The organism is Blautia sp. AF32-4BH (assembly GCF_003460565.1).
GTDB lineage: Bacteria > Bacillota > Clostridia > Lachnospirales > Lachnospiraceae > Fusicatenibacter > Fusicatenibacter saccharivorans.
This window is the reverse complement of the sequence record NZ_QTVL01000012.1, coordinates 26,236-44,790: the sequence shown is the minus strand read 5'-3', so window position 1 is coordinate 44,790 and position 18,555 is coordinate 26,236. Positions and strand designations below refer to the sequence as shown.

General features: G+C 48.7%; 17 protein-coding genes, 2 tRNA genes and 1 other RNA gene. 18 read left to right on the top strand and 2 right to left on the bottom strand.

The window, feature by feature from the left end; translation table 11 throughout:
• Positions 1–35: 35 nt before the first annotated feature.
• Together DWZ44_RS13710 and DWZ44_RS13705 are read right to left on the bottom strand one after the other, a co-directional pair.
• Positions 36–120: transfer RNA gene (locus DWZ44_RS13710), tRNA-Leu, on the bottom strand.
• Between the two features lie 24 nt (positions 121–144).
• Positions 145–229: transfer RNA gene (locus DWZ44_RS13705), tRNA-Leu, on the bottom strand.
• Between the two features lie 203 nt (positions 230–432).
• On the opposite strand from DWZ44_RS13705, the gene DWZ44_RS13700 reads away from it, so the two are divergent.
• The 18 genes from DWZ44_RS13700 to DWZ44_RS13615 all read left to right on the top strand — a co-directional run bounded on the left by DWZ44_RS13700 (position 433) and on the right by DWZ44_RS13615 (position 18,484).
• On the top strand, positions 433–1,440 hold the full coding sequence (locus tag DWZ44_RS13700; protein ID WP_117805081.1) for a deoxyguanosinetriphosphate triphosphohydrolase: 1,008 nt from the start codon (positions 433–435) through the stop codon (positions 1,438–1,440).
• A gap of 16 nt (positions 1,441–1,456) precedes the next feature.
• Positions 1,457–3,235, top strand: a complete 1,779-nt coding sequence (gene dnaG / locus DWZ44_RS13695) for a DNA primase (RefSeq protein WP_055228390.1) — start codon at positions 1,457–1,459, stop codon at positions 3,233–3,235.
• A gap of 105 nt (positions 3,236–3,340) precedes the next feature.
• Positions 3,341–4,483, top strand: a complete 1,143-nt coding sequence (gene rpoD, locus DWZ44_RS13690; RefSeq protein WP_022462739.1) for an RNA polymerase sigma factor RpoD — start codon at positions 3,341–3,343, stop codon at positions 4,481–4,483.
• Between the two features lie 29 nt (positions 4,484–4,512).
• Positions 4,513–5,211, top strand: coding sequence for a tRNA (adenine(22)-N(1))-methyltransferase (locus DWZ44_RS13685; RefSeq protein ID WP_117805080.1), 699 nt, complete (start codon positions 4,513–4,515; stop codon positions 5,209–5,211).
• A gap of 117 nt (positions 5,212–5,328) precedes the next feature.
• Entirely contained in the window at positions 5,329–6,984 is a 1,656-nt protein-coding gene (locus DWZ44_RS13680; RefSeq protein ID WP_243002096.1) for a nucleoside kinase, read from the top strand.
• Positions 6,985–7,075: 91 nt separating this feature from the next.
• Positions 7,076–7,426, top strand: an RNA gene (gene rnpB, locus DWZ44_RS13675) — RNase P RNA component class A.
• Positions 7,427–7,609: 183 nt separating this feature from the next.
• Complete coding sequence (locus tag DWZ44_RS13670; RefSeq protein ID WP_117805101.1) at positions 7,610–8,206, top strand: Maf family protein; 597 nt, start codon at positions 7,610–7,612, stop codon at positions 8,204–8,206.
• Between the two features lie 16 nt (positions 8,207–8,222).
• On the top strand, positions 8,223–10,397 hold the full coding sequence (locus DWZ44_RS13665) for a M3 family oligoendopeptidase (protein WP_117805079.1): 2,175 nt from the start codon (positions 8,223–8,225) through the stop codon (positions 10,395–10,397).
• Between the two features lie 233 nt (positions 10,398–10,630).
• Entirely contained in the window at positions 10,631–10,840 is a 210-nt protein-coding gene (locus DWZ44_RS13660) for a FeoA family protein (protein WP_022462744.1), read from the top strand.
• Positions 10,841–10,859: 19 nt separating this feature from the next.
• Positions 10,860–11,081 (top strand): FeoA family protein, encoded by a 222-nt coding sequence (locus DWZ44_RS13655; RefSeq protein WP_022462745.1) that lies wholly within the window; start codon positions 10,860–10,862, stop codon positions 11,079–11,081.
• Positions 11,082–11,197: 116 nt separating this feature from the next.
• The gene (gene feoB / locus DWZ44_RS13650; protein WP_022462746.1) at positions 11,198–13,348 is read left to right on the top strand and encodes a ferrous iron transport protein B; all 2,151 of its coding nucleotides are present in this window, start codon (positions 11,198–11,200) and stop codon (positions 13,346–13,348) included.
• Positions 13,349–13,445: 97 nt separating this feature from the next.
• On the top strand, positions 13,446–13,580 hold the full coding sequence (locus tag DWZ44_RS13645) for a FeoB-associated Cys-rich membrane protein (RefSeq protein WP_022462747.1): 135 nt from the start codon (positions 13,446–13,448) through the stop codon (positions 13,578–13,580).
• A gap of 33 nt (positions 13,581–13,613) precedes the next feature.
• A complete protein-coding gene (locus tag DWZ44_RS13640) occupies positions 13,614–14,069 on the top strand; it encodes a transcriptional repressor (protein ID WP_022462748.1) in 456 nt (151 codons plus the stop codon).
• A 176-nt stretch (positions 14,070–14,245) separates the two neighbouring features.
• On the top strand, positions 14,246–14,557 hold the full coding sequence (locus DWZ44_RS13635) for a DUF6110 family protein (RefSeq protein WP_022462749.1): 312 nt from the start codon (positions 14,246–14,248) through the stop codon (positions 14,555–14,557).
• Between the two features lie 97 nt (positions 14,558–14,654).
• Positions 14,655–16,742 carry a heavy metal translocating P-type ATPase gene (locus tag DWZ44_RS13630; RefSeq protein ID WP_022462750.1) on the top strand — a complete coding sequence of 696 codons (2,088 nt, stop codon included), beginning with the start codon at positions 14,655–14,657 and terminating at the stop codon, positions 16,740–16,742.
• A 364-nt stretch (positions 16,743–17,106) separates the two neighbouring features.
• Positions 17,107–17,397 (top strand): DUF2325 domain-containing protein, encoded by a 291-nt coding sequence (locus DWZ44_RS13625; RefSeq protein ID WP_022462751.1) that lies wholly within the window; start codon positions 17,107–17,109, stop codon positions 17,395–17,397.
• Positions 17,398–17,415: 18 nt separating this feature from the next.
• Entirely contained in the window at positions 17,416–17,970 is a 555-nt protein-coding gene (locus DWZ44_RS13620; protein WP_117805078.1) for a DUF3793 family protein, read from the top strand.
• Between the two features lie 91 nt (positions 17,971–18,061).
• Positions 18,062–18,484: a flavodoxin gene (locus tag DWZ44_RS13615; RefSeq protein ID WP_022462753.1), complete on the top strand. Its 423-nt coding sequence runs from the start codon at positions 18,062–18,064 to the stop codon at positions 18,482–18,484.
• Positions 18,485–18,555: the final 71 nt, after the last annotated feature.

Below are 18,555 nucleotides of genomic sequence, written 5' to 3'. Positions count from 1 at the left end.
GGAAAAAACCCTTGCATGCACAAGGGTTTTCGTTCTGCGGAAGATGGGACTTGAACCCACACGATCGCAATGACCACCAGATCCTTAGTCTGACCTGTCTGCCAATTCCAGCACTTCCGCATGTTATGTAGTTTTTAAATTTCATGCGGAAGATGGGACTTGAACCCACACGATCGCAATGACCACCAGATCCTTAGTCTGGCCTGTCTGCCAATTCCAGCACTTCCGCATGTTCTTTAAGTTTTTGTCATCTCGCTGACGACAAGATGTATTATAGCACCAGAGTTGTAAGCCGTCAACACTTTTTTTGAAAAAATTTGAAAAATTTGAAAAATAAAAAAGGAAATCGGAATCGGGCACCGAATATAGGAAATAGGAGGACAATGAAAAGAACTGTTACAGGCATATTACCGGGAAAGAGGTGGTCTTCGTTTGAACTTGAGAGAATCGTTTGAAGAACGGGAATTTCAGGAGCTGAGTCCTTATGCGGCGCACAGCCGGAATTCCAGAGGAAGGGACCGATATGAACCGGAGTGTGACATCCGCACCGTCTACCAGAGAGACCGGGACCGGATTCTCCACTCCAAAGCCTTTCGCAGGATGAAAGACAAAACACAGGTGTTTCTTGCTGCGCAGGGAGATCATTACCGGACCCGCCTGACGCACACACTCGAGGTGTCCCAGATTGCCCGCACGATTGCGCGGGCGCTGAATCTGAATGAGGATCTGACCGAAGCCATTGCGCTCGGCCACGATCTCGGCCACACGCCGTTCGGCCATTCCGGGGAAGCGGCGCTCAATGCGGTGCATCCCGGGGGCTTCCGCCACGCGGAACAGAGCGTCCGTGTCGTGCAGGTTCTGGAAAAGGAAGGACAGGGCCTGAACCTGACCTGGGAAGTGCGGGATGGGATTCTGAACCACCGCACGGCGGGAAAACCGTCGACCCTGGAGGGACAGGTTGTGCGTCTCTGCGACAAGATCGCCTACATCCACCACGATATGGACGATGCCATCCGTGCCGGCATCTTAAGCGAGGATGACATCCCGATTACGATCCGCGTTGTTCTTGGCGATACGTGCCGCGAGCGGCTCAATACGCTGATCCACGATATTGTGGAGCAGAGCCGCGGAACGGAGTATGTGCGCCAGTCGGCGGAGATTGCCGAGGGAATGCGCATGCTGCGGGAGTTGATGTTCGCGAACGTCTACCGCAACCCGGAGGCGAAAAAAGAGGAGGAGAAGGCAAAGAAGATGCTGATTTCCCTCTACACCTACTACCAGGAGCACCCGGAACAGATGTCCCGCGAGTACCGGAATCTGATCGGGTGCGGCGAGGACAAGACACAGGTAGTATGCGATTACATTGCCGGTATGACCGATCAGTATTCCATGCACAAATACGAGGAGCTGTTCGTGCCGAAAGCCTGGGCGGTTTATTAGATACAGGGAGGAAAAAATGCGATATTCCGATGATTTAGTGGAAGAGATTCGTATGAAAAATGACATCGTAGATGTGATATCCGGCTACGTAAAGCTGACAAGAAGAGGAAGCTCTTACTTCGGGCTCTGCCCGTTCCACAATGAGAAGTCCCCTTCCTTTTCCGTCAGCCCAGGAAAGCAGATGTATTACTGCTTCGGATGCGGAGCCGGAGGAAATGTTTTCACATTTTTGATGGAATACGAAAACTTCACGTTTGTGGAAGCCTTGAAATTTCTGGCCGACCGGGCCGGGGTGGAGCTTCCGCAGATGGAGTATTCGAAAGAAGCAAAGGAGCAGGCGGATTTAAAGAACACGCTGCTGGAAATCAACAAACAGGCGGCGAAATTCTATTATTACCAGCTCCACACCGAACGCGGAAAGCAGGGCTACGATTACCTGAAGGGGCGCGGCCTTTCGGATGATACGATTCGAAAATTCGGCCTTGGCTATTCAGATAAGTATGGAAGCCTGCTGTACCGTTTCTTAAAAGAAAAAGGGTATGACGATGAAATCCTGCGTCAGTCGGGCCTTTTTCTGGCGGACGAGGTGCATGGCATGCAGGACAAGTTCTGGAACCGTGTCATTTACCCGATCATGGATGCCAACAGCCGTGTCATCGGCTTCGGAGGCCGTGTGATGGGGGATGGAAAGCCGAAATACCTGAATTCGCCGGAGACAAAGATTTTCGATAAGAGCCGCAATCTCTACGGGCTGCATCTGGCGCGCTCTTCACGGAGAAAAAATCTGATTATCTGCGAGGGCTATATGGACGTCATCTCCATGCACCAGGCAGGATTCAATAACGCGGTAGCTTCTCTTGGAACAGCACTCACATCGCTGCAGGCGGGGCTGATGAAACGGTATACCGACGAGGTTCTTGTGATCTATGACAGCGATGAGGCAGGCGTCAAAGCGGCGCTTCGTGCGATTCCGATGCTCAAAGGGGTTGGTCTTACAACGCGTGTCGTCAATTTGAGACCGTATAAGGACCCGGATGAGTTTATCCAGCACGAGGGCTGCGAAGCGTTCGAAAAACGTCTGGAAGAGGCGGAGAACAGCGTTTTGTATGAGATCCGCATGAAGGAACGCGATTTCGACCTTGCCGACCCGCAGGGCAAATCCGATTTCCTGCATGAGGCGGTGCGTCGTCTCGTTGCAATCGAGGATGAGATCGAGCGGAACAGTTATCTTGAGGCAGTGGCAGGAAAATACGGGATTGCCGTCGAAGTACTGCGAAAGCAGGTCGGTCAGATGGCACTATCAGGAGCCGGAAGGACGGAGCGTGTCAAGCCGCGGAATACAGCCGCAAACAAAAAAGAGAAAGAGGGCGGTGTCGAAAAAGCACAGAAGCTGATGCTGACATGGATGACCTCTTATCCGGCGCTCATTGGAAAACTGGAAAAATATATTACGCCGGAGGATTTTACCACACCTCTTTACCGCCAGATTGCAGAGATGATTGTGCTGCAGTATCACGAGGGCGGGGTGAATCCGGCAAAGCTTTTGAATCAGTTTGTTGATTCCGAGGAGCAGAAAGAAGTTGCAGGCCTTTTTAATGCCAGAATCCCGCTGGAGACAGAGGAGGAAAAACGGCGCGCGCTGCATGATGTGATCTGCAATATGAAAGAAAACAGCATTGCGTATCAGTCGGCACATATGAATGTGACCGATATGGCGGCGCTGCAGAAGCTGATGGCGGACAAAAAGAGCCTGGAGCGGTGGAAAGCAGGGGAACTTCCGGATTTCGCTTTTTAAGGAGGCCTGGATACCAAAGAAAAACCCTGGAATCTTCTGATCTGCGTGTTTAATTTCGCAGGGCAGGGACAGAATATATACAAGCTATGGAAGGATGGACAGTCAATGGAGTTCGATAAAGCAAAATTTATGGAAAAATTAAAAGAACTGGTAGCATACGGCAAAAAGAAAAAGAGCGTCCTGGAATATCAGGAAATCAACGACTTTTTCCGCGATATGCCGCTGGATGCGGAGCAGATGGAGAAGGTATTTGAATACCTGGAGGCAAGCGGCATCGATGTACTGCGTCTTTCAGACATGACCGAGGATCCAAATGCGGCAGACCGTGATCTTCTCCTTCTGGACGACGATGACATCGATCTTTCTGAAGAAGAAGAGATCGATATGGAGAACATCGACCTTTCCGTTCCGGAAGGCGTCAGCATTGAGGATCCGGTCCGCATGTACTTAAAAGAGATCGGTAAAGTGCCGCTTCTTTCTGCAGAGGAAGAGATTAAGCTGGCACAGAGAATGGAAGAGGGAGATGAGGAAGCAAAAAAACGTCTGGCAGAGGCAAACCTTCGTCTTGTTGTTTCGATTGCAAAACGTTACGTAGGCCGTGGTATGCTGTTTCTGGATCTGATTCAGGAAGGTAACTTAGGTCTTATTAAAGCGGTGGAAAAATTCGACTACCGCAAAGGATACAAATTCTCTACGTATGCAACGTGGTGGATCCGCCAGGCGATCACAAGAGCGATTGCAGATCAGGCGAGAACAATCCGTATTCCGGTTCATATGGTAGAAACGATCAACAAGCTGATCCGCGTTTCCCGTCAGTTACTGCAGGAGTTAGGCCGCGAACCTACGCCGGAAGAGATCGCAGAGGAGATGCACATGTCTGTGGAGCGTGTCCGCGAGATCCTGAAAATTTCCCAGGAACCGGTTTCACTCGAGACACCAATTGGTGAGGAAGAGGACAGCCACCTCGGCGATTTCATCCAGGACGACAATGTGCCGGTACCGGCAGATGCGGCAGCATTCACGATGCTGAAAGAGCAGCTGGAGGATGTCTTAAGCACACTGACCGACCGTGAGCAGAAGGTTCTGCGTCTCCGTTTCGGACTTGATGATGGCCGTGCGAGAACCCTCGAAGAGGTTGGTAAAGAGTTTAATGTTACAAGAGAGCGTATCCGTCAGATCGAGGCGAAAGCGCTCCGTAAACTGCGCCATCCGAGCCGTTCCAGAAAGCTGAAAGATTACCTGGACTAATCTGCGAGGAAGAAAAGGACGACAGGAAAATGCAGTTATCAAAAAGACTTTCCGCGGTAGCGGAGTTTGTCACCCCGGGCGGCTGCCTGGTCGATGTGGGAACAGATCACGGCTATGTGCCGATTGCGCTGCTGGAACAGAAGAAGATTTCCTCCGCAATCGCCATGGATGTGAACCGCGGACCGCTGGAGCGGGCCAGGGAGCATATTGCGCAGTACCAGATGGGGGACTACATAGAAACAAGACTTTCCGACGGACTCCATGCCCTGCGTGCGGGAGAGGGTGATTCTCTTCTCATCGCGGGCATGGGCGGCGGGCTTACCATAAGAATTTTAAGCGAAGGTGAGCCGCTGCTGTCCGGTTTTCGGGAGCTGATCCTGGAGCCGCAGTCGGATATCGACCGCGTGCGTGCATGGCTTCTGGAACACGGATTTTTCCTTGCACAGGAGAATTTTGTAGAGGAGGATGGAAAATATTATCCGATTCTGCGGGCAGTGCCAGGGGAAAAGGAGAATCTGAAGGCGGAGGAGTTTTTCTATGGACCGCGCCTTCTGGAAAAGGAAAATCCAGTGCTGAGGGAATACCTTCTGAAACAGCAGGAGCAGAACCAGACGCTGATCCGCCAGCTTTCGGATCACTCCAGTGAAAAGGCAGCACAGCGCCTTTGGGAATTAAAAGAAAAAGAGGCAGTACTGGAATCTGCGCTTGCGCGTTTCCATACGATGTAACGACAGCGTTTGCACAAGAGGGGCGTGTCTGAAAATTTCAGCAGTTGTAATTTTCGGGCGCGCCTTTTCTGTCACTTCTGAATTTTCAGAAAGTTTTGCAAGAAGGAGGAATTACAATTGATTCAGGTAACAATTGATGGAAAAGGATACGAATATCCGGAAAATTGCTCTTATTATGAGATTGCAAAGGATTTTGAAAAAACAATGGACGCGCCGATTGTCCTTGTGAAAGTGGACGGACGGCTGCGGGAGCTGCACAAACAGCTGAAAAAAGACTGTGAACTGGAATTTGTGACAACGGAGGATGAGATCGGACATAAAACGTATCAGAGGAGTCTTTCTCTTCTGCTGGTAAAAGCGGTGTATCATGTGGGAGGCTACGATAAGATCCGCCATGTGATGCTGCATTTTTCGGCGGGTTCGGGCTTTTTCTACACGGTGGACGGCGATATCACGCTGAATCAGGCGTTTTTGGACGAAGTAAAAGCGTATATGCATGAACAGGTGGAAAAGGCGGTGCCGATTTATAAGCGGAGTGTCGATACGCACGAGGCGAGAGAACGGTTCCGGCTGCATGGCATGACGGATAAAGACCGCTTGTTCCGTTACCGCCGTGTCTCCCGTGTGAATCTGTACAGTCTCGGGGATTTTGAAGACTATTATTATGGATTTATGACGTATGATACGAGTTATCTGAAGTATTTTGATCTCTATTTATACGATGACGGCTTTGTGCTGCAGATGCCGGAGAAAAAGGCGCCGGAGACGGTGCCGGCGGCGAATCTCTCCCCGAAGGTGTTCCAGGTGCAGCGGGAATCGGAGCGCTGGGGCGAGCAGATGGGAGTTTCCACGGTTGCCGACTTAAATGAACGCATCACGAAGGGCAATATCCAGCAGATGATGCTGATTGCGGAGGCGCTGCAGGAGCAGAAGATTGCGAAGATTGCGGAGCAGATTGCGGAAAGAAAGCAGGTTAAATTTGTGCTGATTGCGGGTCCGTCTTCCTCCGGAAAGACGACGTTCTGCAACCGGCTTTCCATCCAGCTTTCAGCGCATGGTCTGACGCCGCATCCGATCAGCCTTGATAATTACTATGTGAACCGGGTAGATACGCCGCGGGATGAAAACGGCGATTATGATTTTGAATGCCTGGAAGCACTGGATATCGAGCTTTTGAACCGGGATATGACAGCACTTTTGAACGGAGAGCGTGTGGAACTGCCGTATTTTAATTTTAAGACGGGTAAGCGCGAGTACAAGGGGAATTTTATTCAGATGAAGGAGACCGATGTGCTGGTGCTGGAGGGGATTCACGGGCTGAATGAAAAACTGACGTGGTCGCTTCCTTCGGAAAGTAAATTCCGGATTTATATCAGTGCGCTGACGCAGATTAATGTGGATGAACACAACCGGATTCCAACGACGGACGGACGTCTGATCCGGCGGATGGTGCGCGACAGCCGGACGCGGGCAACGTCGGCGAAGGAGACGATTGCGATGTGGCCGTCGGTGCGCCGCGGCGAGGATCGGAATATTTTTCCGAACCAGGAGAAGGCGGATGTGATGTTCAATTCAGCGCTGGTGTATGAGCTTTCGGTTCTGAAGCTGTATGCGGAACCGCTGCTGTTCCAGATTGAGGAGGGAGAGCCGGAGTACCAGGAGGCAAAGCGGCTGCTGAAGTTTTTGGATTATTTTGTCGGAGTGCCGATTGAGGATATTCCCAAGAATTCGATTCTGCGGGAGTTTGTGGGGGGAAGCTGTTTTGATGTATGAGAGGCTGCTTTGCGGGATCTGTGATTTGGGGGATGGACAACAGAGAAAGTTTGTGATATGATTATTAACTGTCTGATGTTCCGTTTTTGACAAAGTAAGATATGTAATCGCGGCTGGCAGGACCGAAAGGGGCCAGGTGAGGAAAGTCCGGGCTTCGCAGGGCAGGGTGCCGGATAACGTCCGGCGGAGGTGACTCCAGGGATAGTGCAACAGAGAGATACCGCCAGGTTTTTCCTGGTAAGGGTGGAAAGGCAGTGTAAGAGACTACCGTTTCTCTGGTAACAGAGAAAGCCATGTAAACCCCATCCGAAGCAAGACCGAATAGAAAACGTATATGGCTGCCCGTCATGTTTTCAGGTGGGTCGCTTAAGGGGACTGGCGACAGTTCCATTGGATAGATGATTACACACGACATAACCCGGCTTATCGTTTTGCTTTGCATAAGACGGAAATTCAGGCATCTGGATAAAATAAGTACGCCGGGAACGGACACGAGTGGATTGTGTTTGTTCCCGGCGTACTTATTTTATCCGGCCATCTGGCGCAAGCCGCACATTCCCGCGGACCGCTGCATGGTGTGAAAAAAAATGCATGTCATGAAAGAAAAAATAAAGGAGACAGCAGGATGAAAGTGATATTGGCTTCGGGGTCACCCAGAAGAAGAGAGTTGATGGAGATGTTGGGAATACGGTGTAAGGTTCAGGCTTCAGGGGCGGAAGAAGTTGTGACGTCTGCGGAACCGGAGAAGGTTGTGGAGGAGCTTTCACGGCTGAAATGTCTGGATGTTGCGGAGATTACCGAAGGGGATGCCGTTGTGATCGGGGCGGATACGGTTGTGGCTTTTGAAGGGGAGATCCTTGGCAAGCCGAAGGGGATAGAACAAGCCAGAAGAATGATGCAGCAGTTGCAGGGAAGGGTGCATCAGGTGTATACTGGAGTTACGATTGCGGTAACAGAGGGGGACGCAAAGCGTGTGGTATCGTTCTGTGACCGTACAGATGTAGAGTTTTATGCGATGACAGAGGAGGAGATAAACGGGTATCTTGCTCTTGAGAAAGAGGGGGAGGCTCCTGTGTGGTCGGATAAGGCTGGAGGATACGGAATTCAGACGGTGTTTGGGACAAAGTTTGTGAAAGGAATCCAGGGAGACTATTATAATGTGATGGGACTGCCGGCGTCCCGGGTTTATCATGAGTTGAAAAATCTGGGCGTTCTGGAATAGAAGGAGGTAAGAGAAGATGAAAAAGTTTTCGGAAATTGAATACGTAAGGCCGGACATGGAGGCAGAGCAGGAAAAAGTAAGAGCGTATACGAAGGCGCTCAAAGAGGCAAAATCATATGAGGAGCTGCGCGGACTTTTTATGGAAGAAAAAACGCGCGAGGATGCCGGGGCGACAATGGCGGAAGTGGCGCAGGTAAGATATACGGTGGACACCAGAGATTCGTTTTATGAAGGAGAGGTTCAGTTCTGGAATGAGACGATTCCGGCGATCCATCTGCTGATACAAAAGGCAGAGAAGGTGATTCTGGAGTCTCCGTTTATCAAAGAGTTTGCAGAGGAGTTCGGGGAATTCTTTGTGAAGAATATGGAGGTTGGCCAAAAATTAGCGGACGACTGTATCGTGGAGGATCTGATCGAAGAGGCGAATCTGACGCAGCAGTACAGTAAAATTACGGCGAATGCTTCGACGGAATTTAAGGGCGAAACGTGTAATTTTTATGGACTTCTGAAGGCGATGCAGAGTACGGACCGCCAGATGCGGAAAGAGGCGATGACGGCATGGGGAGATTTGTATGAAGAGATTTCTGGGGAGCTGGATGCGCTGTATGACAAGATGGTTCCGCTGCGCGATAAAATTGCGAAGAAGCTGGGATTTTCTTCTTACATTGAATTTATTTACCTGAGCTATGGAAGATACGATTATACGGCGGAGGATGTTGCAAGGTTCCGTGCGCAGGTGAAGGAGAAGATTGTACCACTCTGCCTGGAGCTTCGGAAGGAGCAGGAGAAACGGCTTGGAGTGGACAGGCTGCATTATTACGATGAGGAGCTGATTTTCCCGGAAGGAAACGCGGTTCCGGAAGGAACGACGGAGGAACTGGTTGCGAAGGCGCAGAAGATGTACCATGAGCTGTCGAAAGAGACGGGTGAGTTCTTTGATTTTATGGTGGAGCATGAGCTGTTTGATCTGGAGACGAAGCCGGGAAAACAGACAGGCGGTTACTGCACATTTCTGAATACGTTCAAGGCGCCGTTCATCTTCTCCAACTTTAATGGTACGAGCGCGGACGTTGATGTTCTGACTCATGAGGCGGGCCATGCATTCGAGGCGTATACGGCGGCAAAACAGATTCCGTTTATGGATATGGTATTCCCGACAAGCGAGGTGGCGGAGATTCACTCGATGACAATGGAGCATTTCGCATACCCCTGGATGAATGCATTCTTTGGAGAGAAAGCAGATGATTACCGTTATGCGCACCTGATGAGCGCGCTGGAAGTGATTCCGTACATGGTATGTGTGGATGAGTTCCAGCATAAGGTATTTGAAAATATCGGCATGACGGCCAAGGAGCGCCGTGCGATCTGGCATCAGTTAGAGCTGACCTATATGCCATGGAGAAATTATGACGGCCACAAGTTCCTCGAGGAGGGCGGTTTCTGGATGCAGAAGCAGCATATCTTTGTGAACCCGTTCTACTATATTGATTATGCGCTGGCACAGATCTGTGCTTTCCAGTTCTTTGAGCGTTCCAAAAAAGAGCCGGAAAAGGCGTGGGACGATTATTACCGTCTCTGCCAAGCAGGCGGAAGCAAGGGATATTTTGCACTGCTGGAGCTGGCCGGACTGAAGAATCCGTTCGTGGATGGAACGGTGGAAGAAGTCGTTGCGGGACTGAAGCCCTATTTAAAACGAAAAGTAAAGTATACGATCCGTCCGGTAAAAGAGGAAGATCTGAAAAAGGTAGCCGAGGTGGAGGCGCTATGTTTCCCGGCTGCCGAGGCGGCAGGTTATGAAGACTTCATGGAGCGGTACAAAACCTGCAAAAACAGCTTTTTTGTAGCGGAAACTGAAGACGGCGAAATCGCAGGCTTCTGCAATGGCTGCTGTGCGGATACCGATTATCTGGCGGATGCACTCTACCATGACGCCACGCTGCACAACCCGGACGGTGATTATCAGATGATTTTCGGACTGGACGTCAATCCGAAGTTCCAGAAACAGGGCATTGGAGAAGCACTGATGCGTCATATGGTAAAAAGCGCAGGAGAGCGTGACAAAAAAGCCGTTGTTCTTACGTGCAAGGATCATATGATTCCATTCTACAAAAGGATCGGATACGAATATATTGAACTTTCCGACTCGACGCATGGCGGTGCAAAATGGCATAAGATGATGTACCGTTTCTAAAAAGAAATGGAAAGCAAAAAGGGCAGAACAGGGAGATACGAAATTTCTCTGTTCTGCCTTATTTTTCAAAAAAACAGGGCTCTTAACGAAGGCTTTTTCTCAGTAACGGAGTAAATTTCAGAAAAAAATACAAAAAAATAGTAAAAAAGCAGTTGACATCTAACGTACGTTAGCATATACTAACAACTGAAATAGAGATGAAACTCATTATCATACACAGGAGGTAATTGACTATGCCTTTAACGATGGCAAATCCAGGCGAATGTTACACAATCAGAAAAGTCGGCGGAAAAGAAGAGACCAGAAGATTTCTTGAAAATCTTGGCTTCGTCGTTGGCGGAAACGTGACAGTCGTATCGGAAATCGACGGCAATCTCATCGTGAATGTGAAAGATTCCAGGGTGGCCGTTGGAAAAGATATGGCAGCCAAAATCCTGATTTGATAGGAAAGAAGGAGAGAAGATGAAGACTTTAAAAGAGACTTCCGTAGGAGAAACCGTTAAAGTTGTAAAACTCAACGGCTCCGGTCCGGTCAAAAGAAGAATCATGGATATGGGAATCACCAAGGGTGTTGACGTATTCGTGCGCAAAGTTGCTCCGCTCGGCGATCCGGTCGAAGTAACCGTCAGAGGATACGAATTATCCTTAAGAAAAGCAGATGCCGAAATGATTGAAGTAGAGTAAATTTTTTTTGCCTGCTTGTTAGCGGATGCTAACAAAAGCAAGCTGTAGCCAATATTGGTAAGGCTTGTGAAGTTATTAAAATCAGTAAAAATCAAAGAAAGAGGGGCATGGAAAAAATGGCAATTAAGATTGCACTCGCAGGAAACCCGAACTGCGGTAAGACAACATTGTTCAATGCACTGACAGGCTCCAACCAGTTCGTAGGAAACTGGCCAGGTGTAACCGTCGAGAAAAAAGAAGGAAAGCTCAAAGGCCACAAAGATGTCACCATCATGGACCTTCCGGGTATCTATTCTTTATCTCCGTATACACTGGAGGAAGTGGTAGCCAGAAATTACCTGATTAATGAAAGACCAGATGCGATCCTGAACATCGTAGATGGTACCAACATTGAGCGTAACCTGTATCTGTCCACACAGATCATGGAACTTGGTATTCCGGTGATCATGGCTGTCAACATGATGGATATTGTTGAGAAGAACGGAGACAAAATACATATCGACAAACTGGCGAAAAAGCTGGGCTGTGAAGTTGTAACCATCTCTGCTCTGAAAGGAACCGGAATCAAAGAAGCTGCTGATAAAGCAGTGCAGATTGCACAGAAAAAAGGTGCTGCTGTACCGGTTCATGAGTTTGACAAGGATGTGGAGGCAGTCATCCGCACCGTTGAGAGCAAACTCGGAAGTGATATTGTAAATGAGCAGAAACGCTTCTTTGCAATCAAACTTCTGGAGAAAGATGATAAGATCACAGAGCAGATGAAATCCGTTCCGGATGTATCTGCCGAGATCAAACAGCTGGAAGACAAATTTGATGACGATACCGAGAGTATTATTACAAACGAGCGTTACGTTTATATTTCCAGCATCATCGGTGACTGTGTCACAAAGAACAAGAAAAACGCCATGACAACATCGGATAAGATCGACCGGATCGTAACCAACCGCTGGCTGGCACTTCCGATCTTTGCAGTTGTTATGTGGGTTGTATATTATGTATCTGTCACAACAGTAGGTACTTTTGTAACGGACTGGACCAACGATGTACTCTTTGGAGAGATCATTCCGCCGGCCATTGAAAATCTGCTGAATGCGATCCACTGCGCTGACTGGCTGCAGGGTCTGATCCTGGATGGTATTGTTGCCGGTGTTGGTGCCGTACTTGGATTCGTACCGCAGATGCTGGTACTGTTCCTGTTCCTGGCATTTCTGGAGTCCTGCGGTTACATGGCGCGTGTTGCATTCATCATGGACCGTATCTTCCGTAAATTTGGACTTTCCGGAAAATCCTTCATTCCGATGCTGATCGGAAGTGGTTGTGGTGTTCCTGGTATCATGGCTTCCCGTACCATCGAGAATGACCGTGACCGTAAAATGACCATCATGACAACAACGTTTGTACCTTGTGGAGCAAAACTTCCAATCATCGCCCTGATCGCAGGTGCCCTGTTTAATGGAGCTTCCTGGGTTGCGCCAAGTGCTTACTTCGTTGGTATCGCAGCAATCATCTGCTCCGGTATCATCCTGAAAAAAACAAAACTGTTCGCTGGCGATCCGGCTCCGTTTGTTATGGAGCTTCCGGCTTACCACTGGCCGACGGTAAGCAACGTTCTCCGCAGCATGTGGGAGCGTGGCTGGTCTTTCATCAAAAAAGCCGGTACGATCATCCTGATGTCTACCATCGTTCTGTGGTTCCTGATGAACTTCGGATGGGTTGACGGATCCTTCGGAATGCTGGAAGCTGAGCAGTTAAATGACAGTATCCTGGCTTCCATCGGAAGCGTGATCGCTCCTCTGTTTGCACCTCTTGGATGGGGCGACTGGAAGATGGCTGTTGCAGCTGTTTCCGGACTGATCGCAAAAGAGAACGTTGTTGGTACCTTCGGTATCCTGTTCGGCTTTGGCGAAGTTGCAGAAGACGGCGCCGAGATATGGGGACAGCTTGCAGGAAGCTTATCTACGGTAGCAGCTTATTCCTTCCTGGTATTCAACCTTCTGTGCGCACCGTGCTTCGCAGCAATGGGTGCAATCAAACGTGAGATGAACAATACCAAATGGTTTTTTACTGCAATCGGATATCAGACACTGCTTGCCTATGTTGTATCCCTGTGCATCTATCAGATCGGTAACCTGTTCATCGGCGGCGGTTTTGGAATCGGAACGGTAGTTGCTGTTCTGCTCATCATCGGATTTGTATATCTGCTGGTAAGACCTTACAAAGAGAGCGCAACTCTGAGCGTTTCCACCAACAAAATGTTCAGCAAATAATTGCTGTGACAGATAGAGAACATGTATCTAATGAAGAGTCCGTATCCGGCATCCGCTGCAGGATGCGGACTCTTTTGAAAAGAAAGGAGTTGTTTCTATGGGAACTTTTATCACACTTGTAGTCGTTGTTGGTCTGGTAGGACTTGCAGTACGCAGTATGATTAAAGATAAAAAAAGCGGCAAGGGAAGCTGTGGTGGTAACTGCGGGCAGTGCAAGGGACATTGCGACTGACAGGACAGGAATCATCATCAGGAGGTAGAACGTATGCCGCAGGAACAGACAAAGCATGAAGCCAGAAATTATCACAGAACACAGATGAAGCGAGAACTGATTATTCAGAAGCTCCGGGAACAGGGATGCAGAATAACCAGACAGAGACGGATTCTGCTCGATATTATCCTGGAAGAGGAGTGCTCCTGCTGTAAAGAAATTTACTATAAAGCTCTGCAGAAAGACAGCAGCATCGGGCCTGCTACGGTGTATCGCATGGTGAATACACTGGAGAGCATCGGTGCAATCAGCCGCAAAAATTTTTACAAGATTGCCTGTGGAGAAGAATGCTTCAAAGATCAGGGCTGTACCGTAGAACTGAGCGATCATACCATCTGCCGCTTAAGCGGAGAGATGTGGATGGACGTGATGAAATCCGGACTGAAGGCAAAGGGCTATATTCAGAATCAGGATATTGAAAATGTGATTGTTTCAGCGGTGGAAGGCTGAAAAACGGGGAAAACGGGTGAAAATTCCTTCCGTTTTCCCTGTTTTAATGAAAATAATTATCAAAAAGAACTGTACGTATTGTCTAACCGAGCAGGTGAGTGCTATACTGTGAACCACAGCGGGGGAAGATGTAAAATTCAGAAAAAATTTATTTTAATAACAGGAGGAAATGTAATATGACAATCAAAGATTTAAAACATCCAGGACTTTTCGCAGCAGGAGTATTATTCGGAACAGCAGGTATCAAAGCACTGTCCAGCAAGGATGCGAAAAAACTTTACACCAACTGCACCGCAGCTGTTCTTCGTGCAAAGAAAGTTGTTATGGATACGGTAACGACCATCCAGGAGAATGCGGAGGACATCTATGCTGACGCAAAACAGATCAACGAAGAGCGTGAAGCAGCAGAAGAGGCAGTAGAGGATGTAGCTGAAGAGACAGCAGAGGAAGCTGTTGAAGCAGAAGCAGAGGATACGGTTGAGGCATAAGCTGTACACAGCAACATCTGATTTACGTCGTATTCATACGGAAAAAACAAAACGCCTGCAGAATTCTCTGCAGGTGTTTTTCTAGGAGGCATAAGATTTGAAATTTTATATTAAACACGAAAGCAGAGGCAGAATCCGAATCCATCTGGCACAGAAGCGCATGTCCTCCGTACAGGCAGAGACACTGCTGTACTATCTGCAGAATCAGAACCAGGTATCTTTCGCGAAGGTATATGACAGAACCGGCGATGCCGTGATCTGTTACGAGGGAGAACGAGCCGCTGTGATTCGGATGATACAGCTCTTCCACTACGAGGAAGTAGAGCTGCCGACCGGACTGCTTGAGAGCTCCGGCAGAGCGTTAAACAACGAATATCAGGAAAAGCTGATCAGCAAAGTGATTTACCACTTTGGAAGAAAATGGCTTCTTCCGGCACCGATCCGTGCCATCTATACTACGGTTGTTTCCGTAAAATATATCTGGAAAGGAATCCAGACACTGGCACAGGGAAAGATCGAAGTTCCGGTTCTTGATGCAACCGCAATCGGTGTTTCGATGCTCCGCGGCGACTATGGAACCGCAGGCTCTGTCATGTTCCTGCTCGGCGTAGGAGAGCTGCTTGAGGAATGGACGCATAAAAAATCCGTCGGAGATCTGGCACGCAGCATGTCGCTGAACGTCGGAAAGGTATGGCTGAAAAAAGACGGCCAGGAAATTCTCGTTCCGTCTGAAAAAATTGTTGCGGGCGACGAGATTGTCGTACATATGGGAAATCTGATTCCATTCGACGGCGAGGTATCCAACGGCGAGGGTATGGTAAACCAGGCTTCTCTGACCGGAGAATCTGTTCCGGTACGCCGTACCTTAGGTTCCGTTGTCTATGCGGGAACGGTTCTTGAGGAGGGCGAGCTTACCATTCTTGTGAAGCAGACCGGCGGATCCAGCCGTTACGAGAAGATTACCGCGATGATCGAAGAGTCCGAGAAACTGAAATCCGGACTGGAGAGCAAGGCAGAGCATCTGGCAGACCGTCTTGTACCGTATTCCCTTGGCGGAACGGCGTTGACGTATCTTCTGACCAGAAATGCAACGAAAGCACTCTCTATTCTGATGGTAGACTTCTCCTGTGCGTTAAAACTTGCCATGCCGATTTCCGTTCTCTCTGCAATCCGCGAGGCAAACCAGCACAAGATCACCGTAAAGGGCGGTAAATTCCTGGAGGCTGTGGCGGAAGCGGATACGATCGTTTTCGATAAGACCGGAACACTGACAAAAGCGCAGCCGACCGTAGCAGAGGTGGTATCCTTCAGCGAAACAAAGAGCCCGGATGAGCTTCTGCGCATCGCAGCCTGCCTGGAAGAGCATTTTCCGCATTCCATGGCAAAAGCCGTAGTAGACGCGGCAAAAGAGAAACATCTGGATCACGAGGAGATGCACTCCAAAGTAGAATATATCGTTGCACACGGTATTTCTACAACGATCAATGGCGAAAAAGCGATTATTGGAAGTTATCACTTCGTATTTGAGGATGAGAACAGTATCATTCCGGAAGGAATGGAAGAGAAGTTCCGTCATCTGCCGGAGGAGTATTCTCATCTCTATCTTGCCTTAGAAGGTGTACTTGCAGCAGTTATCTGCATTGAGGATCCGCTTCGTCCGGAGGCGGCCGAAATTATCCGTCAGCTGAAAAAAGCAGGTCTGAAAAAGATCGTCATGATGACCGGAGACAGCGAGCGCACGGCAAAAGCGATCGCGAAGAAGGTCGGCGTGGACGAGTACTATGCTGAGGTACTGCCGGAGGATAAGGCAAACTTTGTGGAGAAAGAAAAAGCAGAGGGACGTAAAGTCATTATGATCGGTGACGGTATTAACGATTCACCGGCACTTTCTGCCGCAGACGTTGGAATCGCCATCAGCGAGGGCGCAGAGATTGCGCGTGAGATCGCGGATATCACCGTTGCCGCAGACGATCTGGCAGAAATTCTGGTGCTTCGTATGCTGAGCAACCGTCTGATGAAACGGATTCATAAGAATTACCGCTTTATCGTTACGTTCAATGCCGGACTGATTCTGCTCGGCGTGGGCGGCATTTTACAGCCAACCACTTCCGCACTGCTTCACAATACATCTACTCTTTACATTGGCTTAAAGAGTATGGGTAACCTGCTGGACGAGCCGGTATAAAAAACAGAACAGAATAGCAACGGGAAAGCCGCTGGAGTCTTCTTCTTAAGATTCCAGCGGCTTTTTAACAAAAGCAGGGAAAGTCTCTGCTTCCATTGCGAATATTCTTTCACCAGCGTGATGTGAAAAAGAAAATGATACAATTTTCTCAAGAAAAGCCGGAAAAATTTGCAGGATATCCTTGACAAAATCCGACAAAAACGGTATGATATACCCAACAGTTAGATGTAGCTAACTAAAGTACAACGGATAAAACCAAAAATCATACGGGATCCCGGTAGAGGGATTCTTTCTTAAAACACAGGAGTTAGAATAAACTAATTTCAAGTAGCATAAGATAACAACAGAAAGGCAGGTAGAGAAGATGAGTGTCGTAATTATCGGTGGAAATGAAAGAATGGTGTGTCAATATACAGATATCTGTAAAGACTATGGATGTAAAGCAAAGGTGTTCCCGAAAGAGCATGGCTCCGTTAAGAAAAAAATTGGGAATCCGGATCTGATGATTCTCTTTACCAACACCGTATCCCACAAAATGGTCATCACTGCTTCCCAGGAAGCAAAGAAAAACAATATTCCGATCGCAAGAATCCATACCAGCAGTGCCACCGCACTTCGCTCGGTATTAGATGAGCACTGCGCAGCAGCAATGTAAGAAGGAGACGTAAAAGGCATGATTGAGAGATTTCTGATCGAACACTGTTCGGCAACGCTGGCTTCCATCAAAGCCGCAAATTTATGTAATATGACATTTTCATCCAAAGAAGAACTGGAAGATCAGATTTCATACTGGAGTGCCTGTCTGGAACCAAAAGGAATTCACATCTTTGTATTGCGGGAGCATGAGACGAGAGCACTGGTCTATGTGTACCGTGAAGGGCTTCTCCAGAAGGAGCTGGAAAATCCGGAGAATGCAGCGTTTTTAAAATCCTATGGATATGAAAATACAGACATTGCCTATGCACTGAATCGCCTGAAAACCCGGGTAGCAGAGTGTAAAGAAGGATTTCCGCATGAGATCGGTGTGTTTCTCGACTATCCGCTCGGTGATGTGATTGGTTTTATTGAGAACAAAGGCCACAATTATAAATGCAAGGGATGCTGGAAGGTCTATTGCAATGAGTGCGAAGCACAGAAAACATTTCAGCGCTATCAGAAATGCAGAAACGTGTATCTGCGTCTCTGGAAGCAGGGAAGAAGCGTTTTACAGCTCACCGTAGCTGTTTAACATAAAATCCTGCATACCATAAAAAGGGCAGTAGGATCGGGGAAAGAAAAATCCCCCGGAATCAGAAAATAAAGAAAGAAGGATTTGAAACATGAGCAAAGTAGCAGTAGTTTATTGGAGTGGAACCGGCAACACAGAAATGATGGCACAGAAAGTAGCAGAGGGAGCAAAGGAGGCAGGCGCAGAAGTTTCTGTTCTGACTTGCGCAGATTTCTCTGCGGATGATGTAGATGCATACGATGCAATCGCTTTCGGATGCCCGGCTATGGGGGCAGAAGAGCTGGAAGATACCGAGTTCGAGCCAATGTTCTCCGCATGTGAATCCAAACTCTCCGGAAAGAAAATCGCTCTGTTCGGTTCCTATGGATGGGGAGACGGCGAGTGGATGCGCACCTGGGAAGAAAGCTGCAAAAATGATGGCGCCGAGCTGGTATGCGACAGCGTGATCTGCGCAGACGCGCCAGATGATGAAGCTGAGGCAGCATGCATTGCACTTGGGAAAGCACTCTGCTAAGCATAAATAAAAAGGAAGAAAAAGCGGCAGCCCTTTTGTCTGGGACTGCCGTTTTCTTTTCGGACAGGGAG